Raw genomic sequence first — 20,209 nt, 5'->3', positions numbered from 1 at the left:
GGCCCGACATCCCCGAACCCGCGGAGTTCGCCATGATCAAGGGCATCGCGATCACCACCGTCTGGGTGCTCGACCAGGACCGCGCCAAGGAGTTCTACACCGACAGGCTCGGTCTGGAGGTGCGCACCGACATGACCATCGGCGGCGAGAAGGGCATGCGCTGGCTGACCGTCGGCGCCAGGAGCCAGCCCGACGTCGAGATCACGCTGATGGTGCCCGGCCCGCCGGCGCTGGACGCCGAGGCGGCGCAGGCCGTGCGGGAACTGGTCGGCAAGGGGGCGCTGGGGGCGGGCGTGCTGCGCACCGACAACGTCCGGTACGACTACGAGACGCTCAAGGCCAGGGGCGTGGAGTTCCTCCAGCCGCCGCAGGAGCGCCCGTACGGCACGGAGGCGATCTTCCGTGACGACTCGGGCAATTGGTTCTCGCTGACCCAGCGGCGTGAGCAGCTGGATCCCGACCAGGAGTGGGGAGAGTACGTCGACCCCATGTAGACCCCGTCCTATGTAGACCCCGTACAGCCCCCGAAGGCTCAGTCCGGCACCTGGATGATCGGGAACGTCCCCGTACTGGTCGGTGAGGACTCCGGCAGCCACAGCACCGCGATCGCCCCGCTGCCCTCCGTCCCGGGGTCGGCGTTGCGGAAGGTCAGCCGTGCCCCCAGGACGCGGGCCTGGCCCGCGGCGATCGTCAGGCCCAGGCCGTGGCCCTTGCCGGCGCGGTCCTCGCTGCCCGTGCGGAAGCGGCTGGGGCCCTCGCGCAGGAGTTCCTCGGGGAAGCCGGGGCCGTGGTCGCGCACCCGCAGCACCCGGCCCTCGACGGTGACCTCGATGGGGCCCTTGCCGTGCTTGGCCGCGTTCGCCAGCAGGTTGCCCAGGATCCGCTCCAGGCGGCGCGGGTCGGTCGAGACGTACGCCCGCCGCACCACCGTGACCCGGGCCTCCGGCGAGAAGGAGCGCACCCGGCGCTGGACGAACTCGCCGAGCTCGATGTCCTGCATCTCGGCCCGCTCGGCGAAGCCGTCGAGGCGGGCGACCTCCAGGACGTCCTCCACCAGCGTGCGCATGGCCTGGGCGCGGTCGCGCACGAGCTCGCTGGGCCGGCCGGGCGGCAGCAGCTCGGCGGCGGTGAGCAGGCCGGTGACGGGGGTGCGCAGCTCGTGGGCGATGTCGGCGGTGACGCGCCGCTCGGCCTCCAGCCGGTCGCGCAGGGCCTCGGCCATGCCGTCGACGGCCCGGGCGAGGTCGTCCGTCTCGTCGCGCACGCGGCCGCCGATGGCGTCGCGCACGCGCACGTCGGGATCGCCGTCGGCGAGCTTGCGGGCGGCGGTGGCGGCCTTGCGCAAGCGGCTGGAGAGCTGGCCGCCGACGAGGATGCCGAGGGCGGTGCCGCCGAGCACGACGGAGACCGAGCCGATGATCAGGGCGCGGTCGAGGTCCTTGAGGATGTCGTAGCGGTCCTTGAACCGGGTGTGGATCGAGAGGATCTTGCCGTCGCGCAGCGGTGTGGAGGCCCACACCTCGGGTGCCCCGCTGCCGTTGTCCTGCAGGTAGGTGGCGCGCATGCCGAGCTCGGCGGCCTCGCGCAGGGGCTTGGGCAGGGCGGGGTCGTTGACCTGGGCGCGCAGCATGCGCTTGCCGCCCGTGGACTCGTAGTAGCGCTGGGCGATCTGGACCCGGTCGTCCATCTGGTCGCGGCTGCTGTTGAGCATGGAGACGCGGGCCGCGTTGTGGACGACGAGGCTGAGCGCGACGGCGACGAGCGCGCCGACGCCCGCGATGGCCAGGCTGACCTTCCAGCGCAGACCACTGCGGAGCGCGAGCTTCACCACGACTTCACCATGTCACCGAAAACCTCGGGGACCGCCGACCACCAAGGCCGCCGGTCACGGGATCGTCAGCCCCTCAGCTTGTAGCCGAAGCCACGGACCGTCTCGATGCGGTCCTGGCCGATCTTGCCGCGCAGCCGCTGGACGTGGACGTCGACGACCCGGGTGTCGCCGCCCCAGCCGTAGTCCCACACGCGCTCCAGCAGCCGGTCGCGGGAGAGCACCGTGCCCGGCGCGGCGGAGAACTCCAGCAGCAGCCGCATCTCGGTGGGGGTCAGCGCGACGGGCGTGCCGGCCTTGCGCACCTCCATGCCCTCGGTGTCGACCTCCAGGTCGCCGAAGCGCAGCAGGCCGCCCTCGATGCCCTCGTCCGCGTCGTTGCCGGCGCCGCCGCCGGCCGCACCGCTGGCGTGCCCGAAGCGGCGCAGGACGGCGCGTATGCGGGCGACGAGCACGGCGCCGTCGAAGGGCTTGGTCACGTAGTCGTCGGCGCCGGCCTCCAGGCCGAGCACGACGTCGATGGAGTCGGCCCGCGCGGACAGCATGATCACGGGAACGGTGGACTCGTCGCGGATCCGGCGGCACAGGCTCACGCCGTCCAGCCCGGGGACCATCACGTCCAGCAGGGCGATGTCGGGGCGGCGGGCCCGGAAGCTCTCCAGCCCCAGCAGCCCGTCCGGCACCGCGGTGACCGTGAAGCCGTCGCGCTCCAGGGCGAGCTGGGTCGCCTCCCGGATGACGTCGTCGTCCTCAACGAAGAGCACATGCGTATCGGCCACGCTGTCCTCAGCCCTCCGATCCCTCGCTCGGCGCCTTGCCGGTGTTGCCGGCCTTGTTGTAGTCGGTGTGCGTACGGCCGGTCTCCTGGAAGGCGCCGCCCGACCAGTGGTACGTCAGGACGTCCACTCCGGAGGGGCAGCACACCGCGTCGCCCGGGCCGTAGACCTGCTTGGTGACCGTCAGGTCCCGCCGGTCGATGTCCGCGTACACGGGCGACTGCTCGACCGTGAACACATTCTCGTACGACTCGCCCTTGGGACGGTACACATACGAGCCGATGCCGAGGGAATCCCCGCACGTCAGGACGTTGACCACGACGTCGGCGCGGCCGGTGCCGGTGAGCTGGCCGTAGGTGACGTCGACCGGGTACTGGTCCTTCACGCAGGGCTTGAGGTTCTTCTTGACCTGCTCGCTGACCTTGGGGTCGGCCTTGACCAGGGCGACCGCGTCGACCTTCTGGGCCGGGCTCGCCGAGGCCGAGGCGGCAGGGGTGCGGGTGGCGGCCTTGGCGGCGGGCTGGTTCTGCGCGGGCCCCTCCTTGCGCACGCCCTCGCTGCCGGTGCCGCACCCGGCAAGCAGAAGACCGGCGGCAGCGGCCAACGCCGTGACCGTGCCACCGGTGATCAGAGCCGGCACCCGGCCGGCGGTGTTGCTCAGGCGGCGCACCGTTCCCGCCCCCGGTCGACGCGCTCGAGGGCGTGGAAGTCCAGGTCGCGGCTCTCCAGCTCCTGGCGCAGCCGGGCCAGGGCCCGGTGCAGCGTGCTCTTGACCGTGCCGGTCGACATGCCGAGCGCCTCCGCGGTCTCCTCGGTGCTCATCTGCTCCCAGTGTCGCAGCACGACGACGCTGCGCTGCTTGGGTGCGAGCACGCCGAGGACGTCCATCAGCAGCGCACGGTCGGCGTGCTGCTCGGTGCCGTCCTCGACGCTGGCGTCGGGGAGCTGCTCGGTGGGCACCTCGTCGAGCTTGCGGGCGCGCCACCACTCCGTACGAGTGTTGATCATGACACGGCGCAGGTAGGCGTCCGCCAGCGACTTGTCCGCTATGCCGTCCCAGCGGCCGTAGGTGCGCACGAGGGCGGTCTGGAGCAGGTCCTGCGCGTCGATGGGGTCCGGGACGAGCCGCCGGGCGCTGCGCAGGAGGGCGTCCTGACGGTTGCGCACGTACTCTTCGAAGTCCAGAACCTGACCGCTGCTGCTGGCCATACTCACAGCCTCCATTCCACTCGCGTTCCCCGCGCCACGCTGGTGGTCCTCCAGCACGGGTAGGACGCTACGGAGGGGCTGTTGCGGCGCGATGTGCACCAGCCCTTCGGCTGAGGCACAGCTGTCCATAGGTTGTGTAACAGCCAGAGGAATAGATCAAAGAAAGAGCGGCTCTGTCCGTTTCGGAACCAAGGTCACATCGCCCCGGTACCTACGTCAGCGGCAGCCGGTACCGTCCGTCGGCCAGTGGCTCGACGAGGCCGTCCGCGACCAGCCCGTCCAGCGCCCGGGCGCGCTGCACCGGCTCGTGCCACACCGCGTCCAGCGCCGCCTGCGGCACCGGCGCCACCGCCTCGCGCAGCACGGCCAGCAGCTTGCCGCGCACCTGGCGGTCGGTGCCCGCGTACGTCTGGCCCCGCCGCGGCGGGCCGTCGTGGGCGGGGGAGCCGGCGGCCAGCCAGGCGCACTCGGCGGCGATCGGGCAGCGCGTGCACGAGGGCGTGCGTGCCGTGCACACCAGCGCGCCCAGTTCCATGGTGGCCGCCGCCCAGCGGGCGGCCGTGGACTCGTCCTCGGGCAGCAGGGCGCGGGCGAGCCGGCGCTCGGCGGCCGTCGTGGCGTTCGGCGGGTACTGCACCCCGCTGACCGCCCGCGCCAGGACCCGGCGGACGTTGGTGTCCAGCACCGCGTGCCGCTGCCCGTACGCGAAGGAGGCCACGGCGGCCGCCGTGTACTCGCCCACGCCCGGCAGCGCCAGCAGCCTGGCGTGGTCCTGCGGCACCTCGCCGCCGTGCCGCTCGGTGATCGCCGAGGCCGCCGCGTGCAGCCGCAGCGCCCGCCGCGGGTAGCCCAGCCGGCCCCAGGCGCGCACCGCCTCGCCCGGCGGCTCGGCCGCCAGGTCGGCCGGGCGCGGCCAGCGGGCCAGCCACTCCTCGTACACGGGCAGGACCCGGCTCACCGGCGTCTGCTGCAGCATGAACTCGCTGACCATCACGCCCCACGGGCCCGCCTCCGGGCGGCGCCAGGGCAGGTCGCGGGCGTGCACGGCGAACCAGTCGATCACCGGGGCGTGCAGCAGGGTGGACGTCTGGGGGGTGGCGGCCGGTACGGCCGCGCGAACGGGGGCCGCCGGGCGGGGCATCGCGGTGGTGTCGGGCGTCGCAGTCATGTCGCCTTCGATCCTGGCACGCTCGCGCCACGCCGCGAAACGGACGGGGCCCGCGTCGGCCACGAGCGCCCGGAGCCGCCCCGTTCGGGTGACCGTCGCCGCGCAACCGGCCCGCCTAGGCTGGTTCCCATGACTGCCGCAGCGCCCCAGCCGTCACAGCAGCCCCTCGACGCGATCCGGTCGGCCCTCCGGGCGCACACCACGCTGACCCTGGCCTACGTGGACGAACAGGGCCCGCAGGCCTGCGCCGTGCTGTACGCCCTCGCGGACGGCCCCGATCCGGTCCTGCTCTTCGTCACCGCCGAAACCACCCGCCACGGCCGCGCCCTGCTCTCCGGCGACGCGCGCGTCGCCTTCACCGCGCAGGCCGACGGCCAGGACTGGACGGTGCTGACCGGTATTCAGGGACGCGGTACCTGCCGCCTGCTGACCGGCAGCGCACGCCAAGCGGCCTGGCCCGCCTACAGTTCGCGCTTCCCCTACGTCGAACGCACCGAGCGACTGAAGGAGGCGATGGCACGCACCGGATTGTGGGAACTGCGCCCGAACTGGCTCCGTCTCGTCGACAACGGACGGGGTTTCGGGCACAAGACCGAGTGGACGCCGCCCGCTTCGGGCCCGCTTGCGGGCAGATCATGGGAAAAGTAGGCACTCCAACGGCGGGTACTGGCTGGTCCGCCCCCGGTTCTCTCGTAGAGTCTTCGCGTGGGATCACTGCGCAATCCGATCGGGCCGCTTCCCTCCTCCATCTACTGGCGGCGGAGGGCAGTTGCGCTTGGTCTGCTCGTTCTTCTCGTCCTGCTGGTCATGTGGCTGATGAGCCTGGGGGGTGACAGCGGGGGATCGGGCGGCGCCCAGAGCGAGGGCTCCAAGAACGGCGAGTCCCCGGCCGAGAGCACCATCACCCCCGGACCCACCCCGTCCGGCCCGCACTTCAGCCAACGCCCGGGCGGCCGCGGCGACTCCGGCGGCGCCGCCGGCGGCACGGCCGGCAACGCCGCGGGCGGGGGCGGTGGTACGGGCGGTGGCACCGGGGCCGGTGGTACGGGCGGCGGTGCGGCCGGCGGCTTCGGCGGCGGCGCCGGTGTGCAGGTCAGCGGCGGCGGCAGGGCGGTGCCGGCCGCCTCGCCCCTGCCCGACTGCGGGCCCGGCTCGGTGCGGGTGGCCATCCGCAGCGTCAAGGACTCCTACAAGCCCGACGAGAAGCCGAAGTTCGAGCTGGTGGTGAAGAACGCCGGCACCAGCGCCTGCAAGGTGAACTTCGGCGCCACCGCCGCCCTGCTGAAGATCACCGACAGCAAGGGCGAGGCGCACGTGTGGCAGTCCGACGACTGCCCGCGCGGCACCGGCGCCGTCCTCTTCGAGGTGCCGGGCGCGGGCGAGTCCCGGCACACGCTGGAGTGGGACCGCCGGCCCAGCGCCCCGCAGTGCGCCACGCCGTCCGGTGCGCAGGCCGTGACGCCGGGCACCTACCGGGTCGAGGTGAAGGTGGCCGGGGTGACGGAGCACGCCGACTTCGTCCTGGAACGGGCCTGAGAGAAGCGCGCACCATGGGTGAGGGGCCCCGCCGTGCGGGGCCCCTCACCCATACAAGGATCTACGCGTACCGGTTCCTACACGTACCGTTCGAGGATCGAGGACTCCGCCAGCCGCGACAGGCCCTCGCGCACCGAGCGGGCGCGCGCCTCGCCCACGCCGTCGACCGTCTGCAGGTCGTCCACGCTCGCGGCGAGCAGCTTCTGCAGCCCCCCGAAGTGGTCCACGAGCCGCTCGATGATGGCGCCGGGCAGCCGCGGCACCTTCGCCAGCAGGCGGTAGCCGCGCGGGGAGACCGCGGAGTCCAGCGTCTCGGGCGAGCCGCTGTAGCCCAGCGCCCGCGCCACGATGGGCAGTTCGAGCAGCTCGGCATGGGTGAGGGAGTCCAGCTCGGCGAGGGCCTCGGGGACGGTGCGGGTGCGCTTGGCGGTCGGCTCGGGGACGTAGTCCCGCACGACGAGCTCCCGCTCCGGCTCGACGCCGGCGATCAGCTCGTCCAGCTGCAGCGAGAGCAGCCGGCCGTCGGTGCCGAGCTCGACGACGTACTCGGCGATCTCGGTGGCGATGCGGCGGACCATCTCCAGCCGCTGGGAGACGGCGGTGACGTCCCGGACGGTGACCAGGTCCTCGATCTCCAGGGCGGAGAGGGTGCCGGCGACCTCGTCCAGGCGCAGCTTGTAGCGCTCCAGGGTGGCCAGCGCCTGGTTGGCACGGGAGAGGATCGCTCCCGACTCCTCCAGGACGCGGCGCTCCCCGCCCACGTACAGGGCGATCAGCCGCATCGACTGGCTGACGGAGACCACGGGGAAGCCGGACTGGATGGACACGCGCTGGGCGGTGCGGTGCCGGGTGCCGGTCTCCTCGGTGGGGATCGACGCGTCCGGGTAGAGCTGGACGCCGGCCCGCACGATCTTGCTGATGTCCTTGTCGAGGATCAGGGCGCCGTCCAGCTTGCACAGCTCGCGCAGCCGGGTGGCGGTGAACTCCACGTCCAGGACGAAGCCGCCGGTGCACATCGAGTCGACGGTCTTGTCCATGCCGAGGACGATGAGCCCGCCGGTGTTGCCGCGCAGGACGCGCTCCAGGCCGTCGCGCAGGGCCGTGCCGGGCGCGACGGCGCTCAGCGAAGCGCGCATCAGCGCGTCGAGGCCGGAGCCACCGGAGCCGCCTCCGGCCTTGCCGGGGCCCGAGGCCCGGTCGTTGGCTGCCACTGCACTCCTCCGGTCGCAAGGTCAACGGTGCCGCCGGCCGCCCGGCTGCTCGTACCACGCGCCGTCGTGCACGCCGTGCGCGTCGCGCGGGCCGTGTGCGTCGGAGCGTACGTACGGGCGGGCGGGACCAGGGGAAAGTCTACTGGCGCACAGCCTATTAGGGAGCTGCCCTCAGCCGTCCTCCGGCACGGCCGCCGCGCCCGCCGCCGCTCTGCCGCGGCCCTGCCCGCCCGCGGCCGAGCCGCTCTCGCGCCGCGGCCGGCGCGGCAGCACCCGCAGGGCCTCGCCTATGTCGGCCACTTCCAGCACCCGCATGCCCTCGGGCACCTTGCCGGGGTCGGCCGGCACCAGGGCGTGGGTGAAGCCCAGGCGGGCCGCCTCCGACAGCCTGCGCTGCACCCCGGTGACCCGCCGGACCTCGCCGGCCAGGCCCACCTCGCCGATCGCCACGAGGTTCTTCGGCAGCGGGGTGTCGCTGGCGGCGCTGGCCAGGGCGAGCGCGACGGCCAGGTCGGCGGCCGGCTCGGAGAGCTTCACGCCGCCCACGGTGGCGCTGTAGATGTCCCGTTTGCCCAGGGCACTGATGCGGCCGCGCTGCTCCAGGACGGCGAGCATCATCGAGACCCGGGACGTCTCCAGGCCCGAGGTCGTACGGCGCGGGGAGGGGATCTGCGAGTCCACGGTCAGGGCCTGGACCTCGGCCACCAGCGGGCGGCGGCCTTCGAGGGTGACCGTCAGGCAGGTGCCCGGCACCGGCTCGGCGCGACGGGTCAGGAACAGGCCGCTGGGGTCGGCGAGACCGGTGATGCCCTCGTCGTGCAGCTCGAAACAGCCGACCTCGTCCGTCGCACCGAAGCGGTTCTTCACCCCGCGCACCAGGCGCAGCCGCGCGTGCCGGTCGCCCTCGAAGTGCAGCACCACGTCGACCAGGTGCTCCAGCAGACGCGGGCCGGCGATCGCGCCGTCCTTGGTGACGTGACCGACCAGCAGCGTGGCCATGCCGCGCTCCTTGGAGGCGCGGATCAGGGCGCCGGCGACCTCGCGCACCTGCGCCATGCCGCCCGGGGCGCCGTCGATCTCGGGGGAGGCCACCGTCTGGACGGAGTCGAGGATCAGCAGGGACGGCTTGACCGCGTCGAGGTGGCCGAGGACGGCCGACAGGTCGGTCTCCGCCGCCAGGTACAGGTCCTCGGAGAGGGCGCCGATGCGGTCGGCGCGCAGCCGAACCTGCCCGGCCGACTCCTCGCCGGTGACGTAGAGCGTGCGGTGCTCGGGGCCGGCCGCCCGGGCCGCCACGTCCAGCAGCAGCGTCGACTTGCCGACACCGGGCTCGCCGGCGAGCAGCACCACCGCACCCGGCACCAGGCCGCCGCCCAGGACGCGGTCGAGCTCGGCGACGCCCGTACTGCGCGCGGCCGCCTGGCGGCCGTCGACCTGGCCGATGGGCAGCGCCGCGGACGTCACCCGGCCCGCGGCGGTGGTGCGCACGGCGGGCGCGCCGAACTCCTCGACCGTGCCCCACGCCTGGCACTCGGGGCAGCGGCCGAGCCACTTGGCGGTGGTCCAGCCGCACTCGGTGCAGCGGAAGGACGGCCGGTCCTTGGCGGACGAGCGGGAGGTACGGGCAGCAGCCATGCGCACCACCGTAGCGGCGGGCACCGACAACGCCGGCCGGGACGGGACGGGGACCGTCCGGTGCCGGCGGTCACGGGGCGGGTGGGCGTTCGATCGTCCGTTCGTGTCAGCGGTCCGGGAGTCACCTGATCGGGTCGGAATGTGGCGTTCCTGTCCCCTTTCGAGGGAGACGGTCACCCGTATGGGCTAAACCTCCGTGAGCAGGGCCGACGGGCCCGCGGCACCCCCTTACCGTCCCGGGATGATGACGAGCAGGCCCGAGCCCCCCACGCATGCCACCGGCGCGCACCGCGCACCCAGCAGTGCGCCGCGCACGGACCTGTCCCCGGCCGTCGAACGCCCCCCGCACCGCGCCGGCGAGCACGACACCCTCGTCCAGACCCCGCCCTCCCGCTACGAGCCGCACCTGGACGGCCTGTTCACCTACTGCCTGTCGGTGCTGTGCGACCACGCAGCCGCCGTCGCCGCCCTCGGCGAGGTCCTCGCCCTCGCCGAGCGCCGCGCCGACCGCGCACCCGCCGCCGAGGAGACGCACCGCGCCTGGCTGTACGCCCTGGCCCGCTGGGAATGCCTGCGCCGGCTCGCCGAGCGCGGCTCCGTCGACGACCCCCCGGCCGGCGACCCCGAAGCCGGCGAACCTGCCGCCCCCACCGGCCCCGAGGCCGCCGAACTGGCCCGGCTCGCCTGGCCCGAGGCCGCCGGCACCACCGCCGAACAGCGCGAGGCCCTCGAGCTGGCCGTCCGCCACGGCCTCACCCCCCACGAGGTCGCCTGCGTCCTGCGCCTCGACCACGACGCCGCCCGCACCCTGCTGGCCACCGCCGCCTGCGAGGTCGAGCGCACCCGCACCGCGCTGGCCGTCGTGGAGTCCGGCCGCTGCCCCGTCGTCAGCCGCTTCACCGGCGACGGCGGGAAGGAGGTCCTGCTGGGCGCCGCCCTGCGGCGCGAACTGGTCCGGCACGTCGACGAGTGCGCCGACTGCCGCCGCACCGCCGAGCGCGCCACCGCCGGCGAGCCCTGGCCCGGCACCGCCGCCTCCTGCGCCCCCCTGCCCGTCGTCACCGCGCCCCGCGGCGCCACGCACGCCGCCATGCTCGACGCCCTCGCCCCCCGCGCCCCGCGCCGCCGCTCCGCCGGCGCCCCGCGCTTCGACCGCGGCGGCTTCCCCCTCGCCCCCAAGGACCGTTCGGGCCGCCGCAGCCGCCTGCGCACGCGCGCCCTGACCACCACCGTCGTGGCCACCGTCGTCGCCGCGCCACTGCTCGCCCTGTGGGCGGCCTACCGCAGCGGCCCCCTCGGCGCCGACTCCGACTCCGGCGGGGCCTCCGTCTCCGCCACCGACACCGACAGCCTCGGCGGCGGCGCCCACCACAGCAGCTACCCGGACCCCTACGCCGACCCGTACACCGGCCCGTACCAACAACAGCCGGCACCCGCCGGCCCCACCCGCAGCACCGGCGGCACGGCTCCCGTGCCGGGCCGCCACGCGCCCCAGGTCGCCGTCGCCGTCCTCGGCCCCGACGGCGGAAGCACCCCGCCCGTCACCGCCGGGCCGACGCCGCCGGCCATGCCGTACACACCGCCGCAGGCCGCCCGGCCCGGCCGGGTCGTCGCCGGGCCCGGCCGGCTGACCGTCACGGCCCGGCCCAGCGGCACCAGCACCCTCATCACCCTCAGCGCCGACGGCGGCGAGCCGGTCAGCTGGTCGATGTCCGCCACCGCCCCCTGGCTGCACCTGAGCCAGCCGGGCGGCGTCCTCCACCCCGGCCAGTGCGTGACGATCACCGTCTCCGTCGACCACGGCCGCGAACCGGCCGGGCCCTGGACCGCCCGCGTGGCCATCGCACCCGGCGGCACCGTCGTCACCATCCAGGGGCGCGGCGCCGAGCCGCAGCCCGCCACGCCCACGCCGGCCGGCCCGACGAGCCCGCCGCCCCCGGCCGGCCAGGCCCCCGACCCCTCGCGCACCGGCTGACCGGATGCGCCCGGGTCAGCGGGCGTCGGCCGGGTGCGGGGCCATCGGCAGCACCGAGGCCATCCGCTCCTCGCACAGCTCCACCAGCCGCGCGTAGCCCTTCTTGCCCATCAGCTCGATCAGCTCCGCCCGGTACGACACGTACACCGGGTCGCCCGCGCCGTGCGCCGACCGGGCCGAGGTGCACCACCAGTGCAGGTCGTGCCCGCCCGGGCCCCAGCCGCGCCGGTCGTACTCGCCGATCGTGACCTGCAGCACCTGGGTGTCGTCCGGCCGGTCGATCCAGTCGTACGTTCGCCGCACCGGCAGCTGCCAGCACACGTCCGGCTTGGTCTCCAGCGGCTCGCGGCCCTCCTTCAGCGCCAGGATGTGCAGCGCACAGCCCGCACCGCCCGCGAAACCGGGCCGGTTCTGGAAGATGCACGAGCCCTTCCAGCGCCGGGTCTGCCGGTCGCCGTCGTCGTCGAGCTGCGTCCAGCCCGAGTCGGCACCCACGTCGTGGAACTGCCACATCTCGGGCGTCAGCCGTGCCACGTGCCCGGCGACCCGCTGCTCGTCCTCCTCGTCGGAGAAGTGCGCGCCCAGCGTGCAGCAGCCGTCGTCGGCGCGCCCCGCCTTGATCCCCTGGCAGCCGCTGCCGAACACGCAGTGCCAGCGTGAGGTCAGCCAGGTCAGGTCGCAGCGGAAGACCTGGTCGTCGTCCGCCGGATCGGGAAAGGTGACCCAGGCGCGGGCGAAATCCAGCCCCACCTCGTCGGCCACGGCTGCTCCCCGCGACTTTTCTCGCGTCTTGTCCGGTTTGGACTTCTTCGTCTTCGCCACCCCTCAAGCCTAAGTGGCCGGAGCGACAGCAGTAGCGTTCAGGCCATGAGACTCGGTGTCCTCGATGTGGGTTCCAACACCGTCCACCTGCTGGTGGTCGACGCACACCCCGGTGCCCGCCCCCTGCCGGCCCACTCGCACAAGGTCGAACTGCGCCTCGCCGAACTGATCGACAAAGGCGGCGCGATCGGCGACGCGGGCATAGAGCGCCTCATCGCGGTGATCCACGAGGCGCTGCAGGCGGCCGAGGACAAGGGCGTGGAGGAGGTGCTGCCCTTCGCCACCTCCGCCGTGCGCGAGGCCACCAACGCCGACGCGCTGCTCGCCCGCGTCAAGGAGGAGACCGGCGTCACCCTCCCGGTTCTCACCGGCACCGAGGAGGCGCGGCTGACCTTCCTCGCCGCCCGCCGCTGGTTCGGCTGGTCGTCCGGCAAGCTCCTGGTCCTCGACATCGGCGGCGGCTCCCTGGAGGTCGCCTTCGGCCTGGACGAGGAACCCGTCGCCGACGCCTCCCTGCCGCTCGGCGCCGGACGCCTGACCGCCGCCTGGCTGCCCGGCGACCCGCCCGACCCCGCCGACGTACGCGCCCTGCGCCGCCACGTGCGCACCGAGATCGCCCGGCACGTCGGCACATTCGCCCGGCACGGCAGCCCCGACCACGCGGTGGCCACCTCCAAGACCTTCCGCCAGCTCGCCCGCATCTGCGGCGCCGCCCGCTCCGCCGACGGCCTGTACGTCCAGCGCACCCTCAACCGCAAGTCCCTGGAGGAGTGGGTGCCCAAGCTCGCCGCGATGAGCGAGGCCCGGCGCGCCGCGCTGCCCGGCGTCTCCGCCGGCCGCGCAGCACAAGTACTTGCCGGAGCCCTCGTCGCCGAGGCGGCCATGGAACTGTTCGGCGTGGACGAAGTGGAAATCTGCCCGTGGGCCCTGCGCGAGGGCGTCATCCTGCGCCGACTGGACCACCTGCCCACCCCCTAGGGGCCCGCGCGCAGGACCACCTGCCCGCCGCGGAAGGGGCGGGCATACGCTGTCCCTCGTGACAGAGCCAGTGGTGCGCATCCCGGACGCCAAGGTCGCGCTGTCCACGGCATCGGTCTACCCGGAGTCGACGGCGACGGCCTTCGAGATCGCCGGCCGGCTGGGCTACGACGGTGTCGAGGTCATGGTGTGGACCGACCCCGTCAGCCAGGACATCGACGCCTTGCGCAGACTGTCCGACTACCACCGGGTGCCGATCCTGGCCGTCCACGCACCCTGTCTGCTGATCACCCAGCGGGTGTGGTCCACCGACCCGTGGGTCAAGCTCCAGCGCGCCCGCACCGCCGCCGAGAAACTCGGCGCGAGCACCGTCGTCGTCCACCCGCCCTTCCGCTGGCAGCGCTCCTACGCGCGCGACTTCGTGCGCGGACTGTGGCGCATGGCCGACGAGACCGACGTCCGGTTCGCCGTCGAGAACATGTACCCCTGGCGCTACCGCGACCGCGAGATGCTCGCCTACGCGCCCGACTGGGACGTCACCAACGACGACTACCGCCACTTCACGATCGACCTCTCGCACACCTCCACCGCGCGCACCGACGCCCTGCAGATGATCGACCGCATGGGCGACCGGCTCGCGCACATCCACCTCGCCGACGGAAACGGTTCCGCGAAGGACGAGCACCTCGTCCCCGGCCGCGGCAAGCAGCCCTGCGCCGAGGTGCTCGAACGCCTTGCGACCAGCGGTTTCGACGGCCACGTGGTGATCGAGGTCAACACCCGGCGGGCCATGTCCGCCGCCGAGCGCGAGGCCGACCTCGCCGAGGCCCTGGCCTACACCCGCCTGCACCTGGCCTCGCCCACGGGAGTGCCGGGCCGGTGACGGACGACGACGCCCCCCGTACGCCCGTCCCCCGCCGGCGCGGCCGGCCCGCCCGTACGGAGGGCTCCGGCCCCGGCGCCCGCGAGCGGATCCTGGGCGCCGCCCGCGCCGAGTTCGCCGAGCACGGCTACGACAAGGCCTCCATCCGCGGCATCGCCAAGGCCGCCGGCGTCGACCCCGCACTCGTCCACCACTACTTCGGCCCGAAGGAACAGATCTTCGCCGCCGCCGTGGAAGTGGCCATGACGCCCGCCCTCGGCGCCCCCGACGCCGTGGCCGAGGGCGGCCCCGAGGGCGCGGGGGAGCGGCTGACCCGCTTCTTCCTGGGCGTGTGGGAGGACCCCGTCACCCGCGAGCCGCTGCTGGCCATCCTCCGCTCGGCCGTGGCCAACCGCACCGCGGCGGCGGTCTTCCGCGACCTCGTCGCCACCCGGCTGATGGCCAGGGTGGCCGGCCACCTGGAAGGCCCCGACACCCGGCTGCGCTCCGAGCTCGCGGCCGCCCAGCTGGTGGGAGTGGTCATGATGCGCCACGTCATCGGGCTGGAACCGCTGGCCTCGGCGGACCTGGAGGAGATCGTCGCGGCGACGGCACCGGTGGTGCAGCACCACCTCCGCGCCGAGACCTGATCCGGCCCGGGGAGGCCTCCCGCACCCGACATCCCGCGCTCGACGTCCCGACGTCCCCACCCGACGTCTCGCATCCCGGAAACACTGTCCGGATCGCGGGCCGTCCGCGTAGGCTCGAAGGCCCAGCACCCAGGACGCGAGGAGTGGAGCCCGATGCCCGAGCTGAGGTCCCGCACTGTCACCCACGGCCGCAACATGGCGGGCGCCCGAGCCCTTCTGCGCGCCGCGGGCGTAGCGCGCGAGGACTTCGGCAAGCCGATCATCGCGGTGGCCAACAGCTTCACCGAATTCGTCCCCGGCCACACCCACCTCCAGCCGGTCGGCCGGATCGTCTCCGACGCCATCAAGGCCGCCGGCGGCGTGCCGCGCGAGTTCAACACCATCGCCGTCGACGACGGCATCGCCATGGGCCACGGCGGCATGCTCTACTCGCTGCCCTCCCGCGACCTGATCGCCGACTCCGTCGAGTACATGGTCGAGGCGCACTGCGCCGACGCGCTGATCTGCATCTCCAACTGCGACAAGATCACCCCGGGCATGCTCATGGCCGCCCTGCGCCTGAACATCCCCGTCGTCTTCGTCTCCGGCGGCCCCATGGAGGCCGGCCAGGCCACCCTCGTCGACGGCACCGTCCGCAAGCTCGACCTGATCAACGCCATCGTCGACTCGGCCGACGAGAAGGTCTCCGACGAGGACGTCCTGCGCATCGAGGAGAACGCCTGCCCGACCTGCGGTTCCTGCTCGGGCATGTTCACGGCCAACTCCATGAACTGCCTCACCGAGGCCATCGGCCTCTCGCTGCCCGGCAACGGCTCCGTCCTCGCCACCCACACCGCCCGCAAGGCCCTCTACGAGAACGCCGGCCGCACGGTCGTCGAGATCACCAAGCGCTACTACGAGCAGGACGACGAGTCCGTCCTGCCGCGCAACATCGCCACCCGGGCCGCCTTCGACAACGCCATGGCCCTCGACATCGCCATGGGCGGCTCGACCAACACGATCCTCCACCTGCTCGCCGCCGCCCAGGAGGCCGGGCTCGACTACGACCTCACCGACATCGACGCCGTCTCCCGGCGCGTGCCCTGCCTCGCCAAGGTCGCCCCCAACGTCGCACCCGGCGGCACGTACTACATGGAGGACATCCACCGCGCCGGCGGCATCCCCGCCATCCTCGGCGAGCTCTACCGCGCCGGCCTGCTCGACGAGGACGTGCACAGCGTGCACGCGCCCACGCTGGCCGACTGGCTCAAGACCTGGGACGTGCGCGGCGGCTCCCCCTCCGCCGAAGCCGTCGAACTGTGGCACGCCGCCCCCGGCTGCGTCCGCTCCGCGACCGCCTTCTCGCAGTCCGAGCGGTGGGAGTCGCTCGACCTCGACGCCGAGAACGGCTGCATCCGCTCCGCCGAGCACGCCTACTCCAAGGACGGCGGCCTCGCCGTCCTCAAGGGCAACCTCGCCGTCGACGGCTGCGTGGTGAAGACCGCCGGCGTCGACGAGTCCATCTGGACCTTCGAGGGCCCCGCCGTCGTCTGCGAATCGCAGGAGGAGGCGGTCGAGAAGATCCTCGGCAAGGAGATCAAGGAGGGCGACGTCGTCGTCATCCGCTACGAGGGCCCGCGCGGCGGCCCCGGCATGCAGGAGATGCTCTACCCCACCTCCTTCCTCAAGGGCCGCGGCCTCGGCAAGGCCTGCGCCCTGATCACCGACGGCCGCTTCTCCGGCGGCACCTCGGGCCTGTCCATCGGCCACGCCTCGCCGGAGGCCGCCTCCGGCGGCACGATCGCCCTCGTCCGGGACGGCGACCGGATCCGCATCGACATCCCGAACCGGTCGATCGAGCTCCTGGTGCCCGATGCCGAACTGGCCGCCCGCAGGGAGGCTCTGGGCGGCACGTACGCCCCGAAGAACCGCGACCGCAAGGTCTCCGCGGCCCTGCGCGCCTACGCGGCGATGGCGACGAGCGCCGACAAGGGCGCGGTGCGGGACGTGACCAAGCTGGGATAGGCCCGGTCGCGGGCGGTGACGGGGCCCGGCCTCGTCACCGCCCCGTCACCGCCACGCCGCCGGATTCCGCGCGTCCACCGCGAACACCGTCCCGTCCGGCGCCGCCCCGAACACCTTCCCCCCCGCCACCACCGGCAGCGGCAGCAGCTGCAGGAAGCCCCGCCCCGCCCGCCCCAGCCGCGGCGACGTCTGCCCCAGCAGCGCGCCCCGCGCCGCATCCACCGCCAGCAGCCGGCCGTCCGCGGCGGAGAAGTACAGCCGGTCCCCGTCCGCCACCAGCCCCGACCCGTTGGCCACGGACGTCTCCATCCGCCACTTGCTCCCCGCCCCGGAAGCCCCCGTGCCCACGGCCGTCAGACCGCCGTCCGCCGACAGGACGTAGACCGTCTCGCCGTGCGCCGTGACCCCCATCGCCTCCAGCGGCGTCTCCAGCGGAACCCGCCGCTCCCGCCCGATCCCCGGGGCGTAACGGATCACAGCGGAAATCCGCGTTTGGGAATCCGCCTCCGACAAATAGACGACGTCACCGCGGGCCGTCGCCCCCACCACCGTCAGACTGCCCTCACGCGTCCACTCCCACAGCGTCCTGCCACTGACGGGATCCACGGCCACCACATGCGTACGCCGCCCGTCCGGCGACAACGTGACACCGAACGCCGGCCCACTGCCGAAGGCGGAGAACACCGGCTTCGCACCACCGGTGCCCGGCAGCCCGTGCCGCCACCGCTCCCTGTTCGTCGCGCTGTCGACCGCCGTCACCGTGCCGTCCCCGGCGACCAGCAGCACGGTGTCGCCCGCGTGGTACACCCGCCCGCCGTACGCCGACACGTCCCGCGTCCACCGCGGCCGGCCGTCGGCCGGGTCCAGGGCCACGAGCTCCCGCTTGTCCGGATCCAGCGCGTGCACCAGCCCGCCGGAGACCACCGGCGCACTCGGCGCACCCGCGCCGGGCGCGTGGCCCGACGCCTCCCGCCGCCACGCCACCGTGCCGCTCCCGGCCTCGATCCGGGCCGCGTGCACCCCGCGCGCCGAGCAGTACAGCGCCCCCGCCGCGTACGTGCAGAAGCCGGCCCGCACCTCACCGCCGCCCGCCGCATCGGCGGGCACGGACGTCTCCCACGGGTGCCAGGCCGCGGCGGCGGGCGCGGAGCGGGACGCGGACGGCCGCTCACCCAGCTTGCCTATCTCGCGCACCTCGTCCAGCAACCAGCCGCCCCCGGTCACCACCGCCGCCACGACCGCCACCGCGGCCACTATGCCCGCGGTGATCCGGCGCCGGCCCCGCGGCCGCCGACCGGACGCGGCGACGGGCACCGGCGGCGCCGGCAGCGGTACCGGCACCGGCACGCACACGGGAGCACCGGCCGCCGCGGGCGGCAGCATCGCCATGACCGCGTCCGGCGTGGGGCGATCGGCCGGATCCTTCGCCAGGCACGCCCGCACCACCGGCACCAGATCCTCCGGCACCCCGGTCAGATCCGGCTCGTCGTGCACCACCTGGTACGCCACCAGGTACGGACTGTCCGACTCGAACGGCCCCCGCCCCGTCGCCGCGTGCACCAGCAGCGACGCCAGCGCGAACACGTCCGCCGCCGGCCCCACCTCGCGCGGCCTCTGGAACTGCTCCGGCGCCATGAACGGAGGAGTACCGATGAGCTTGCCCGTCTCCGTGCGCAGCTCGCTGTCGTACGGACGGGAAATACCGAAATCGATGACCTTCGGGCCGTCCCCGGCCAGCAGCACATTGCTCGGCTTGAGATCCCGGTGCACCACGCCCGCGCGGTGAATGTCGCGCAACGCCTCGGCCAGCCCGGCCGCCAGCCGCCGCAGCTCGTCCGCCTTCAACGGACCGTTCCGCTTCACCTGTGCGGAAAGCGTCGGGCCGGGAATGTAGAGCGTGGCCATCCACGGCCGCTCGGCCTCCGGATCCGCGTCCACCACGGGCGCGGTGAACGCACCGCTCACCCGCCGGGCCGCCGCCACCTCCTGCCGGAACCGCGCCCTGAACTCGGGATCCTCCGCGTACTCGGCGTGCACCACCTTCACCGCGAGGCGCAGCCCGGACGCCGAGCGCGCCAAATGCACCACGCCCATGCCACCGGAACCGAGACGACCCTCCAGCCGGTACCGGCCCACATATTCCGGATCGTCGTCCGCCCCCGGTCCCGTCCCGGCATTGCGCAGCGGCGGCATGCCCACCCCCGTGTCACCGTCACCCATGAAATCCGGCCGCATCTCCGGCTTGCGGAGCCTAATCGATCGCCCCGGGCCGAACGGGGAGGCGGCACCGCGCGTTGCTAGCCTGCGCATGCCTTTTGGCTTTCCCGGACACTTCCGGCAGCTTCCGACACCAGAACACGGGGGACTCGCACATGGCCACCTATCCGATAGCGCCCGGCTACCAGGTCAACGTCCGCCGGGGACCCAGCACCGACAGCGAAGTCGTCAAGACCCTCCCGCAGGGCTCCAGCGTGCCCGTCCGCTGCCAGACCCGCGGCGAGACCGTCTCCGGCCCCTGCGGCACCACCGACGTCTGGGACTGCATCGCCCCCGGCCAGTACGTCTCCGACGCGTACGTGAAGACCGGCAGCAGCGGCCTGGTCGCCCCGCACTGCTCGGGCTGAGCACCCAGGGGAACAGGCCCGGACGACGAGGCGACGGCGATAATCGGCCCATGAGCGGTGAGAACAAGGCAACCAGCGGGCCCACCGCGGAGCCCGGCGGCCCGCGCCCCGAGCCGATCCGGTTCTTCGGAACGACCTGGGTCGACCACGACGGCGGCTACGCCCTGCGCCGCACCGGCGTGGCCCTCGGCTCCCTGGCGGCAGCCGCGGCGGGCGCCTTCGTCCTGCGCCTCGGTTACGAGGGACTGGCCATCGCCAAGGTCGGCGGCTTCGTCAACGCGATGGTCGTCGTCGCCTTCGCGGTGTGCAGCGCCCTCGCCTTCCGCCGCACGTGGGAAGGGTTCGTCCGGCGCCCCGAGGCACCGGCGGACCCGGCCGTGGAGCGGTCGATGCACAGCCTCCGCATGATCGGCTTCATCGGCATCCTCCTCGCCTACTTCGCCCGCAGCCTTACGGAGGCACCGGGCGAGAAGCTCCACCGGACCGAGTACGAGCAGGCCCTGGCCCGCCACGAGCGCCGCCGCTCCGCCCGCACCGGCAACCCGGCGGCCCGCCCCCGGCGGGGCACCTCCAAGGGGCGGCGCAAGCACCCCTGAACCTCGTGTAGAGTTCTCCGAGTTGCCGCACGGCAGCACACCCCACTACGTGTACGGGTCCCCTGAACGGGATGGAATTCGGCGTGCCGAATTTCGGACCGGGCTCCGATTAGGAGCCGGGAGGGAAATCCGCTAAAGTAGTGATCACGCCGGGGGCCGAAAGGCCGAAGGCGAGAAAAACCCCGCTCCAATAGGGGGCCGGAAACGAGAAATCGGATCTGGTAAGGTTGGAAACACCGAAGGGAAGCGCCCGGAGGAAAGCCCCAGTAAATATCACTGCGGGTGAGTACGAAGGAAGCGTCCGTTCCTTGAGAACTCAACAGCGTGCCAAAAGT

19 protein-coding genes are annotated in these 20,209 nt (G+C 73.5%); 10 read left to right on the top strand and 9 right to left on the bottom strand.

Going from position 1 to position 20,209, the window contains the following annotated elements; translation table 11 throughout:
• Window positions 1-32: 32 nt before the first annotated feature.
• Window positions 33-494, top strand: coding sequence for a VOC family protein (locus tag ABD361_RS26940; protein ID WP_344439079.1), 462 nt, complete (start codon window positions 33-35; stop codon window positions 492-494).
• Window positions 495-532: 38 nt separating this feature from the next.
• Here ABD361_RS26940 and cseC read toward each other — a convergent pair whose 3' ends face one another.
• From cseC to ABD361_RS26915, 5 genes are all read right to left on the bottom strand, one after another.
• Window positions 533-1,831, bottom strand: a complete 1,299-nt coding sequence (gene cseC / locus ABD361_RS26935; protein ID WP_344438915.1) for a two-component system sensor histidine kinase CseC — start codon at window positions 1,829-1,831, stop codon at window positions 533-535.
• A 65-nt stretch (window positions 1,832-1,896) separates the two neighbouring features.
• A complete protein-coding gene (gene cseB, locus ABD361_RS26930; RefSeq protein ID WP_344438914.1) occupies window positions 1,897-2,607 on the bottom strand; it encodes a two-component system response regulator CseB in 711 nt (236 codons plus the stop codon).
• A 7-nt stretch (window positions 2,608-2,614) separates the two neighbouring features.
• The gene (locus ABD361_RS26925; protein ID WP_344438912.1) at window positions 2,615-3,274 is read right to left on the bottom strand and encodes a hypothetical protein; all 660 of its coding nucleotides are present in this window, start codon (window positions 3,272-3,274) and stop codon (window positions 2,615-2,617) included.
• On the bottom strand, window positions 3,262-3,813 hold the full coding sequence (locus ABD361_RS26920; protein ID WP_344438911.1) for a SigE family RNA polymerase sigma factor: 552 nt from the start codon (window positions 3,811-3,813) through the stop codon (window positions 3,262-3,264). The genes ABD361_RS26925 and ABD361_RS26920 overlap by 13 nt, the downstream gene beginning before the upstream one ends.
• 211 nt (window positions 3,814-4,024) lie before the next feature.
• Window positions 4,025-4,954 (bottom strand): HhH-GPD family protein, encoded by a 930-nt coding sequence (locus ABD361_RS26915; RefSeq protein ID WP_425583332.1) that lies wholly within the window; start codon window positions 4,952-4,954, stop codon window positions 4,025-4,027.
• A 156-nt stretch (window positions 4,955-5,110) separates the two neighbouring features.
• Here ABD361_RS26915 and ABD361_RS26910 point away from each other — a divergent pair, with 156 nt between their 5' ends.
• Both ABD361_RS26910 and ABD361_RS26905 read left to right on the top strand, forming a co-directional pair.
• On the top strand, window positions 5,111-5,629 hold the full coding sequence (locus ABD361_RS26910; RefSeq protein WP_344438907.1) for a pyridoxamine 5'-phosphate oxidase family protein: 519 nt from the start codon (window positions 5,111-5,113) through the stop codon (window positions 5,627-5,629).
• 57 nt (window positions 5,630-5,686) lie between these two features.
• Complete coding sequence (locus ABD361_RS26905; RefSeq protein ID WP_344438906.1) at window positions 5,687-6,517, top strand: hypothetical protein; 831 nt, start codon at window positions 5,687-5,689, stop codon at window positions 6,515-6,517.
• A gap of 77 nt (window positions 6,518-6,594) precedes the next feature.
• Here ABD361_RS26905 and disA read toward each other — a convergent pair whose 3' ends face one another.
• Together disA and radA are read right to left on the bottom strand one after the other, a co-directional pair.
• Window positions 6,595-7,728 (bottom strand): DNA integrity scanning diadenylate cyclase DisA, encoded by a 1,134-nt coding sequence (gene disA / locus ABD361_RS26900; protein ID WP_344438904.1) that lies wholly within the window; start codon window positions 7,726-7,728, stop codon window positions 6,595-6,597.
• Window positions 7,729-7,899: 171 nt separating this feature from the next.
• Window positions 7,900-9,363 carry a DNA repair protein RadA gene (gene radA, locus ABD361_RS26895; protein ID WP_344438902.1) on the bottom strand — a complete coding sequence of 488 codons (1,464 nt, stop codon included), beginning with the start codon at window positions 9,361-9,363 and terminating at the stop codon, window positions 7,900-7,902.
• 241 nt (window positions 9,364-9,604) lie between these two features.
• Here radA and ABD361_RS26890 point away from each other — a divergent pair, with 241 nt between their 5' ends.
• Window positions 9,605-11,338, top strand: coding sequence for a BACON domain-containing protein (locus ABD361_RS26890; RefSeq protein ID WP_344438900.1), 1,734 nt, complete (start codon window positions 9,605-9,607; stop codon window positions 11,336-11,338).
• Window positions 11,339-11,353: 15 nt separating this feature from the next.
• Here the strand turns inward: ABD361_RS26890 and ABD361_RS26885 are convergent, their stop codons facing one another.
• A complete protein-coding gene (locus tag ABD361_RS26885; RefSeq protein ID WP_344438898.1) occupies window positions 11,354-12,160 on the bottom strand; it encodes a DUF3109 family protein in 807 nt (268 codons plus the stop codon).
• Window positions 12,161-12,205: 45 nt separating this feature from the next.
• Here ABD361_RS26885 and ABD361_RS26880 point away from each other — a divergent pair, with 45 nt between their 5' ends.
• From ABD361_RS26880 to ilvD, 4 genes are all read left to right on the top strand, one after another.
• Window positions 12,206-13,138: a Ppx/GppA family phosphatase gene (locus ABD361_RS26880; protein WP_344438896.1), complete on the top strand. Its 933-nt coding sequence runs from the start codon at window positions 12,206-12,208 to the stop codon at window positions 13,136-13,138.
• Window positions 13,139-13,196: 58 nt separating this feature from the next.
• Window positions 13,197-14,021, top strand: coding sequence for a sugar phosphate isomerase/epimerase family protein (locus tag ABD361_RS26875; RefSeq protein ID WP_344438894.1), 825 nt, complete (start codon window positions 13,197-13,199; stop codon window positions 14,019-14,021).
• Window positions 14,018-14,650 carry a TetR/AcrR family transcriptional regulator gene (locus ABD361_RS26870; RefSeq protein WP_344438893.1) on the top strand — a complete coding sequence of 211 codons (633 nt, stop codon included), beginning with the start codon at window positions 14,018-14,020 and terminating at the stop codon, window positions 14,648-14,650. The genes ABD361_RS26875 and ABD361_RS26870 overlap by 4 nt, the downstream gene beginning before the upstream one ends.
• Window positions 14,651-14,803: 153 nt before the next feature.
• Window positions 14,804-16,654 carry a dihydroxy-acid dehydratase gene (gene ilvD / locus ABD361_RS26865; RefSeq protein WP_344438891.1) on the top strand — a complete coding sequence of 617 codons (1,851 nt, stop codon included), beginning with the start codon at window positions 14,804-14,806 and terminating at the stop codon, window positions 16,652-16,654.
• 45 nt (window positions 16,655-16,699) lie between these two features.
• Here the strand turns inward: ilvD and ABD361_RS26860 are convergent, their stop codons facing one another.
• Window positions 16,700-18,847 carry an outer membrane protein assembly factor BamB family protein gene (locus ABD361_RS26860; RefSeq protein ID WP_344439076.1) on the bottom strand — a complete coding sequence of 716 codons (2,148 nt, stop codon included), beginning with the start codon at window positions 18,845-18,847 and terminating at the stop codon, window positions 16,700-16,702.
• 179 nt (window positions 18,848-19,026) lie between these two features.
• Between ABD361_RS26860 and ABD361_RS26855 the strand changes: the two genes are divergently transcribed.
• Window positions 19,027-19,278: an SH3 domain-containing protein gene (locus tag ABD361_RS26855; RefSeq protein ID WP_425583329.1), complete on the top strand. Its 252-nt coding sequence runs from the start codon at window positions 19,027-19,029 to the stop codon at window positions 19,276-19,278.
• Between the two features lie 50 nt (window positions 19,279-19,328).
• Window positions 19,329-19,874 carry a hypothetical protein gene (locus ABD361_RS26850; RefSeq protein WP_344438888.1) on the top strand — a complete coding sequence of 182 codons (546 nt, stop codon included), beginning with the start codon at window positions 19,329-19,331 and terminating at the stop codon, window positions 19,872-19,874.
• The last annotated feature ends 335 nt before the right edge of the window (window positions 19,875-20,209 follow it).

Origin of the sequence: Streptomyces luteosporeus, assembly GCF_039532865.1 — a bacterium.
In the GTDB taxonomy this organism is placed as follows: domain Bacteria; phylum Actinomycetota; class Actinomycetes; order Streptomycetales; family Streptomycetaceae; genus Streptomyces; species Streptomyces luteosporeus.
Note: the sequence above shows the minus strand (reverse complement) of the source record. Positions and strands in the feature narration are given on the sequence as shown.